Origin of the sequence: Anaerostipes sp. Marseille-Q3525 (genome assembly GCF_018223505.1) — a bacterium.
GTDB lineage: Bacteria > Bacillota > Clostridia > Lachnospirales > Lachnospiraceae > Anaerostipes > Anaerostipes amylophilus.
In genome coordinates, this window is sequence record NZ_JAGTTT010000051.1 from 1 (window position 1) to 7,378 (window position 7,378).

At 36.6% G+C, this 7,378-nt stretch carries 4 protein-coding genes and 1 pseudogene; all 5 read right to left on the reverse strand.

Annotated elements, in window-relative coordinates; all coding sequences use genetic code 11:
• A partial coding sequence (locus KE503_RS13800) for a TnpV protein (RefSeq protein WP_212385610.1) occupies positions 1-335 on the reverse strand: 335 nt, incomplete at its 3' end.
• Positions 316-2,649 (reverse strand): annotated as a pseudogene (locus KE503_RS13805) (DEAD/DEAH box helicase family protein); the annotation flags it as partial. The pseudogene KE503_RS13805 and the gene KE503_RS13800, both read right to left, overlap by 20 nt.
• Before the next feature lie 51 nt (positions 2,650-2,700).
• Complete coding sequence (locus KE503_RS13810; protein WP_212385611.1) at positions 2,701-3,402, reverse strand: hypothetical protein; 702 nt, start codon at positions 3,400-3,402, stop codon at positions 2,701-2,703.
• 45 nt (positions 3,403-3,447) lie between these two features.
• Positions 3,448-3,837, reverse strand: a complete 390-nt coding sequence (locus tag KE503_RS13815) for a (deoxy)nucleoside triphosphate pyrophosphohydrolase (RefSeq protein ID WP_212385612.1) — start codon at positions 3,835-3,837, stop codon at positions 3,448-3,450.
• A gap of 32 nt (positions 3,838-3,869) precedes the next feature.
• Complete coding sequence (locus KE503_RS13820) at positions 3,870-6,845, reverse strand: DUF3427 domain-containing protein (protein WP_212385615.1); 2,976 nt, start codon at positions 6,843-6,845, stop codon at positions 3,870-3,872.
• Positions 6,846-7,378: the final 533 nt, after the last annotated feature.

Below are 7,378 nucleotides of genomic sequence, written 5' to 3' on the forward strand. Positions count from 1 at the left end.
CAAGCCCTTATGTTATTGAGGCATCCTGTCCATTCTAAGGCGTTTTCTGCCTTTAGCTGTTCCGTTATGCCCTGTGCCTGTTTCATACCCTCTATGAGCCTTTCAAAGCGTTCCTGTGCCTGTCTGTCAATGTCGGCAAGGTAAGCGTTAAGTCTGCCGCTTGTAAGAAGATTGGTGTATGTAACTTTGCAGTGATGCTTCAGATAATCCAAATGCCGCTGTCCCCAGATGCCTATCGGCTGTTCTTCTTCGGCGGGTACAGTTAAGCACGGTATTAAATAATCGCCTTGCCTTTCGTATTTGCCGCCCATTTCCTCAAAAATTGTCTTTGCCATTGTCTGTTACCTCCACATTCTTTTTTATTTTGAATGTCCGCAAAATCCGTCCTACATCGCTTGGTCGCCACGGGCAGTCCAGATTGTGGATTGCTATGAGCCTGTCCTGCACATTCGTACCTGCCCCCATTTTCGGGGTAGAGCCTAAAAGCACACGGACTTCGCCGCTTCGCACCTTTGCGAACAGCTCTTTTTTCTGTGCATCTGTGGTCGCTTCGTGGATAAAACGCACCTGCTCGACAGGAACGCCACGGGCGATTAGCTTCTCACGAATATCGTCATAGACATTGAAAGTACCGTCATTCTTCGGTGTAGAAAGGTCACAGAATACAAGCTGTGTCGCCTTTGTGTCGGCGTGTTCCTCCCAGATACGGTGCACATTGTCGATACAGACATTGACCTTGCTGTTCGGGTCGTCTGGCAGCATCGGGTCTATCATTCTCTGGTCGAGTGCAAGTTTACGCCCGTCATTGGTCACTTTGAGCATATTATCGACCTGCGGCTCGACAAGCCTTGCACGGATTTTCTCGGCTCTCTTTGCAAGAGAAGCCACCATTTCGGTCTGTATCTCGCTCGGCTTGGTCTTGATATTGTGGTAATTGACCTTTGGTACAGGGAGCTTTAGCATATCGGCGTTCTGAATATCCGCCACCTCACGGAACATTTGCATCAGCTCTGGCAGGTTGTGAAACTTGGCAAACCTTGTCTTGGCTCGGTAGTTTGTACCCTCTGGGGCTAATTCCAGAGCCGTGACCGTTTCGCCAAAAGTAGAAGCCCAACTGTCAAAATGCTGCAAGCCGTTCCTTGCTAAAGTGTCATACTGCAAGTATCTCTGTACGGAATACATCTCCACCATTGAATTGGAGATAGGTGTTCCTGTTGCGAAAATCGTTCCTCGGCTGCCTGTGATTTCGTCCAGATAGCGGCATTTCATAAAGAGGTCGCTTGACTTCTGGGCTTCTGTCTGGGCAATACCGCCCACATTCCGCATCTTGGTGTAGAGGTACAGATTTTTGTAAAAATGGCTCTCGTCAATGAAAAGCCTGTCAACACCCAACTGCTCAAAGTCGATGACCGTATCCTTTCGTTTGGTATCGTTCAGTTTTTTGAGCTTATTTTCAATTCCTTTCCTTGTTTTCATGAGCTGCTTAACCGTGAACTGCTCTCCGTGGGATTTCTGCACATCTTCAATGCCCATTTCAATATCATCAAGCTGCCGTTGTAGCTGTTCCCGTTGCCGTTCCACGCTCATCTGGATTTTCTCGAATTGCGAATGTCCGATGATGACCGCATCATAATCGCCTGTGGCAATCCTGCCGCAGAACTTTTTTCGGTTAGCCGTTTCAAAATCCTGCTTGGTGGTAACAAGGATATTGGCACTCGGATAGAGCCTTAAATACTCGGAAGCCCACTGACCGACAAGATGATTTGGAACGACAAACATTGATTTCTGACATAAGCCCAGACGCTTGCTTTCCTGTGCGGCGTCTACCATTTCAAAGGTTTTTCCTGCACCTACCTTGTGGGCAAGGAGCGTATTGCCACCGTATAGGATATGGGCGATAGCATTGACTTGGTGGGGTCTTAGCGTGATTTCTGGGCTGATACCGCCGAAGGTAATGTGCCGTCCGTCATACTCACGGGGTCTTTTGCTGTTAAAGGTATCGTTGTAATAACGGACAAGGCGGTTTCTTCGTTCTGGGTCTTCCCATATCCAGTCTTGGAACGCCTGCTTGATGACTTCCTGCTTTGCCTGTGCCGCCGTTGTTTCCTTATGGTTGAACACCGCTTTTTTGTTACCGTGTTCATCGTAAACATAGTCAAAAATACGGGTATCCTTTAGGTTTAAGGTGTCCTCGATAATGCGGTAGGCGGAAGCCCTTTTCGTACCGTAGGTGCTGTCTGCCTTGACATTTCCAAAATCGGAGCTTTTATTTTCAATAAACCAATCGCCGTTATACGGGGTGTATCGTACCCTTAGCCGTCTTGCAGCGTGGCTTGACGGGGTCAAAAGTTCCATTACAAACTGCTGAATATCGGACTCTGGTATCCAAGTCGTCCCCAGACGGACAGAAATTTCAGCGGCGGAAAGGTCTTTCGGAATGACCTGCTTTAAGGCTTCCACATTCAACGTCAGCGTACGGTCGGACTTCGCCGCTATCTCCGCAACTTTCAGTTTTTGCCTTACATCGCCCGACAGATATTCGTCTGCCGTAACATACAAGGCAGGCTCATAGTTTGGCACTCTAAAGATTACGCCTTGCAATTCGCTGATGATTTCTTCCTGCGGCTTGCCCGTAAGCTGTGCCATATAGCTTGCTAGATGAATGATTTCTTAATGTCTCAGGGACCTTAATAGTTTTCTTTATTTGTATTTTTGGTAACTATCATATATAAATTTAAAACAATTTTTATATCTACATATTTCTGGTACTGTTAAAATAGTATATAAAATACGTCTCATCATTTGAATCTCATTTAGTCCAATTTCATTATAATCATGATCATAAGCACCATCACCAACTTGCAAATGAACCCTATTTCTTAATTGTCTTAAATTTTTTAAGGCTGGATATACTTCATGATTTATAGATATTATATGCTTTTTTTCTACTTTTTTTATCATTGAATCAAGATCCATTCTCATATCATATTTACTAACTCTTTTACATATTTTTGTTTCTACTCTTATAGTCTCTCCATTAATTATTTTAGGATTTGACACCATATTCCCATATTCTAACCATTCTGTTTGATTCCACTGTTCATTCTTTTTAAGGATATAAACAAACAGTAATTCTATAATTCCAACTCCCGTAATAATATATGTCTTATACAACATAGAGATTAGTACTGAGGATAATTTTAATTCGTCAATTTGCTTTTCTATATATTCCAAATACTGCATGCTATATGCAAAATTACTTCTCATTCTCTTTATTTCATCTGTATTTTCATCCATCTTTATACTCGCTTTATATAACTCAACAGCTTGAGGATACCAACGATCTTTTCCTGTGACATCATTTTTCTTTATTAATGTCTCTATTGAAGATAAATTAATCATAAAATTAACTCCCTGTTCTTTTTAATTAGCATAAATTATATATTTTTACTTACTAAATTTAAATATTTCATCAATCAACTCAACATCCGCCGGCAACCACTCAACATCCATTAATTCATCCTTCCCCAACCATCGAGCTGCCTCATGCTCTTTCAAAACCAAATCGCCACTAACTACAGAACACCAATAACACCCCATAGACAAATGAAACTCCGGATAATCATACTCTATCGTATCAATCAATTCTCCAACTTCAATCTCTGTATCCAATTCCTCCATAATCTCTCTCTTCAAAGCTTCCTGTGGAGTTTCCCCTTCTTCAATCTTTCCCCCAGGAAATTCCCATCCACCTTTTAGATCACCATATCCTCTCTGTGTCGCAAATATCTTATCTCCGTCTCTTATAACTGCTGCCACTACCTTTATCGTCTTCATATCATTCTTCCTTTTCATTTTCTACTCGTAACCTAATCTATATTACTCTCTAAATACTGCAATAAATCATCTCGAACTGCATGTCTCATTTTTACTTTAAACTTCGCAATATCTCGTTCTTTTCCTTTATTATCTAATTTTTTTGCAGGCTTAACTTCTACAATATTGAACTGTCCCATATAATAAAATGTCGTTTCTGTATCGCTTTTTTTAACCATCAAATGTTTTCTATAAGCTTTCATCACATCGTGCGTATAAGAACTATCAATACCTCTTCCAATCTGAGTATCCCAACAGAATATTTGATTGTCTTCAAACACATCTGCATAATCAGGTTTTCCATCGACGTATTCTTTACTGATATCTTTTGTTTCTTCTTTATGATATGTAACAAAAACAAATACATCATCATTAATCCTTTTCATTCCATACATTGTAGATGATAAATCTTTGTGACAATCCATTAAAAAACAAACATCTCTTCTTGAATATTGTTCATATAATACAAATGGAACTCCTTGATTCTTATTTTGATTATATTTATCTTTATATCTATGTAAACCAAACGAAATAATATCGTTTAATTCTTTCCGAAACTCCGATTCATTTAATTTACTTACAAAACTATTTAATCGTTGAATTCTTTTATTTTCATTAACTTTTAAAATATCAATTTGCGCATATTTTTGATGTTCTGCAGAATTAATATGAAAATGTCCCTGTAAAATTCTAATAGTATTTTTGATAGCATCCATATCCAAAAGATAACCAAATTCAACTGAAACATCTTCCTGAAATTCTTCTATGGAAACTTCATTATGCTCCAACAGCATTTTCAATAATTCCAATTCTTGTGGACGTACCCCGCTTAAAATCGTCTTTGATAAATATTCCAATATCAGAGTTTCATTATCTGAAAGCTCCTCTATTTCTTGTTTTTTCTCCATAGCTTTCAACATTGCATGATAAGTCTTATATTCTCGAATAATAATCATTGGATCGATCTCTTCATTTTCATAAAAGTCAACCAATCTTGGAATTCTACCCAGTCTATTTTTCAAAGAGGTATAGCTTTCTTTGATCAATGCTTTCATGCTTTTTAAATTATCAACTGCATTAAATATTCGTTCTTTAGATATTTCATCAAAATGAATTGTAGATGCTCCCGGAATCAGACTATTTCCACTGACTACATATTTTCTTACATTATCCTTGTTATAACTACGATCCCCAGACAAAGCAATCGGTATCATAAAATTATTCTTATAATTTCCGATAAAATCAAGTATTACAACATACTCTTTGTCTTCTGCTTTTCGAAGTCCTCGTCCTAATTGTTGGATAAATACAATCGGTGACTGTGTTGGTCTTAGCATAATTACCTGATTAATCTCTGGTACATCAACACCTTCACTGAAAATATCTACAGATAAAATATAATCTAACTCATTGATATCATCATTAACCAAACGTTCAATCGCATCTCTTCGAACTTCTTCTGAATCTGCACCACTTAATGCTAATGTTCGCCAACCATGTTCATTAAATTTCTTTGATAATTCATTTGCTTCTTCAATTCTGCTGCAAAAAATCAGACCTTTTACTCGATTACCACTATAACCATAATATTCCGCCTGTTCCATCACATATTTTACACGTTCATCCGAGATCAAAAATCTAAAATTTTGTAGCTTTTCTTCTTTTGTCAATTTGTTTCCATTGACCATTGTATCATCAACAATTTCTAAATCAGTAATTCCAAAATAATGAAATGGACATAATAAATCTTCTTCCATTGCTTTTTGCAATCGAATCTCGTATGCAATGTTGTGATCAAAGATCTCATAAATATTACGACCTTCTATATGATCATCTCTTTTATCAGGTGTTGCTGTCATTCCCAGTGTAAATTGTGGAGTAAAGTAATCCATAACCTTTTTATAACTATCTGCTGAGGTATGATGAGCTTCATCATAGATGCAACATTCAAAATGATCTCTTGCAAATCTTTCTAAATTTTCAGTTTTTGACAATGTCTGTACTGTCGCAAAAATAAAATTTGCACCATAATCATGAGATTTACCAGTAACTAATCCCATCGTAACAGACGGCCCAAAAACTTTTTGGTATGATTTTAATGCTTGTTCTGCAATTTGGTTTCTATGTACTAAAAATAAAACCTTCTGATATCCTAGCTCTCGAACGGCAAAGGCTGATGCATAAGTCTTTCCAGTTCCTGTACTGGATAACAGTAAAGCCTTTTCTATTCCTTGTGATCTCATCTTCATAAGATTATTGATAAAAGCTAACTGCATCTTATTTGGTTTTAATTTATAACTTTCAAAATCAACAATTTGTTCTTTTGCTGCTTGTCTTTGCTGTTTTTTGATGATTTGATTTTGTAAATATCGTTCTTTATAATCCTCAATGAATTCTTCATAATATTGACTATTTGGTGACATCCATAAATTCTTGAATTCATTTAAAATTTCTTGTGTAACTTCTCCTTGTTCTGTAGAAACAATCTTTGTATTCCATTCTCTATTTTCTGTAATCGCTTTTGATGTCATATTGGAACTTCCGATAATGATTCGATATAATTCATCTTCACGGAATATATATCCTTTTGTGTGAAATCCTCCAACCTCAGAATTTGTTCGAAACATTTTTAATTCAATATTTTTCAACTGAGCCAATCGATCTAATGCTTTAGGCTGACTAAATGTTAAATAATCTGTCGTAAGAATTTTCCCTGGAATTCCTTTTTGTTCTAGCTCTTTTAAAATCATAGATAGAGATTCAAACCCACTATCAGTAATAAATGCTACACTGATAAAGAATTCATCACATCGTTTTAATTCTTGTTCCAAAGAAACAAGAACTTTCTTTCCTTGTTTATGATCGTTGTAAACAAATTCTGGACGGTATGCTAAATTTGAATTATTGGATTGATCTATAAATGCTGTTGTTAAACCTGCCATCAACTCCTTGGATTTTGAATTCTCCATGTACTTTCCTCTTTTCTAAAAAACTAATTTCATTATACTATGACTACTCGAGATATTCTATAAATTTATTATTATCACTAAACAACACTTTTAACTAGAAAAAGACATATACTCTTTTAAAAATATGTCTTTCATAAAACTTCAAAATATTAAATTATTTCACGCTTTCGATAATCACCATTATAATTATAAAAATATTATTTTTAATTCTGAATTATTCACGACTTCGTCGTGTTAGCGACTAAAAGTCGCATAGTTGCTATGTTTTTATTGATTTTCCCTTTCATCTATCAAGTGAATAAAAAAAGAGCATCCATTTGTGGTAAAATTAAGGTGTTCAACGTCTTAACGAATACACACAAAGGAGCTCTTTATGAATATTGTAAACACCTTATCACTTAATAGCAATAGAAAAATCAAAATAAATTTATAAATGCTAATATAAGAATGTACAGAAATGATCATTTAAAAATGTACAAAATCACATTATAATAAATTCTCTACGGAGGAATTTATTATGATATATACACCAA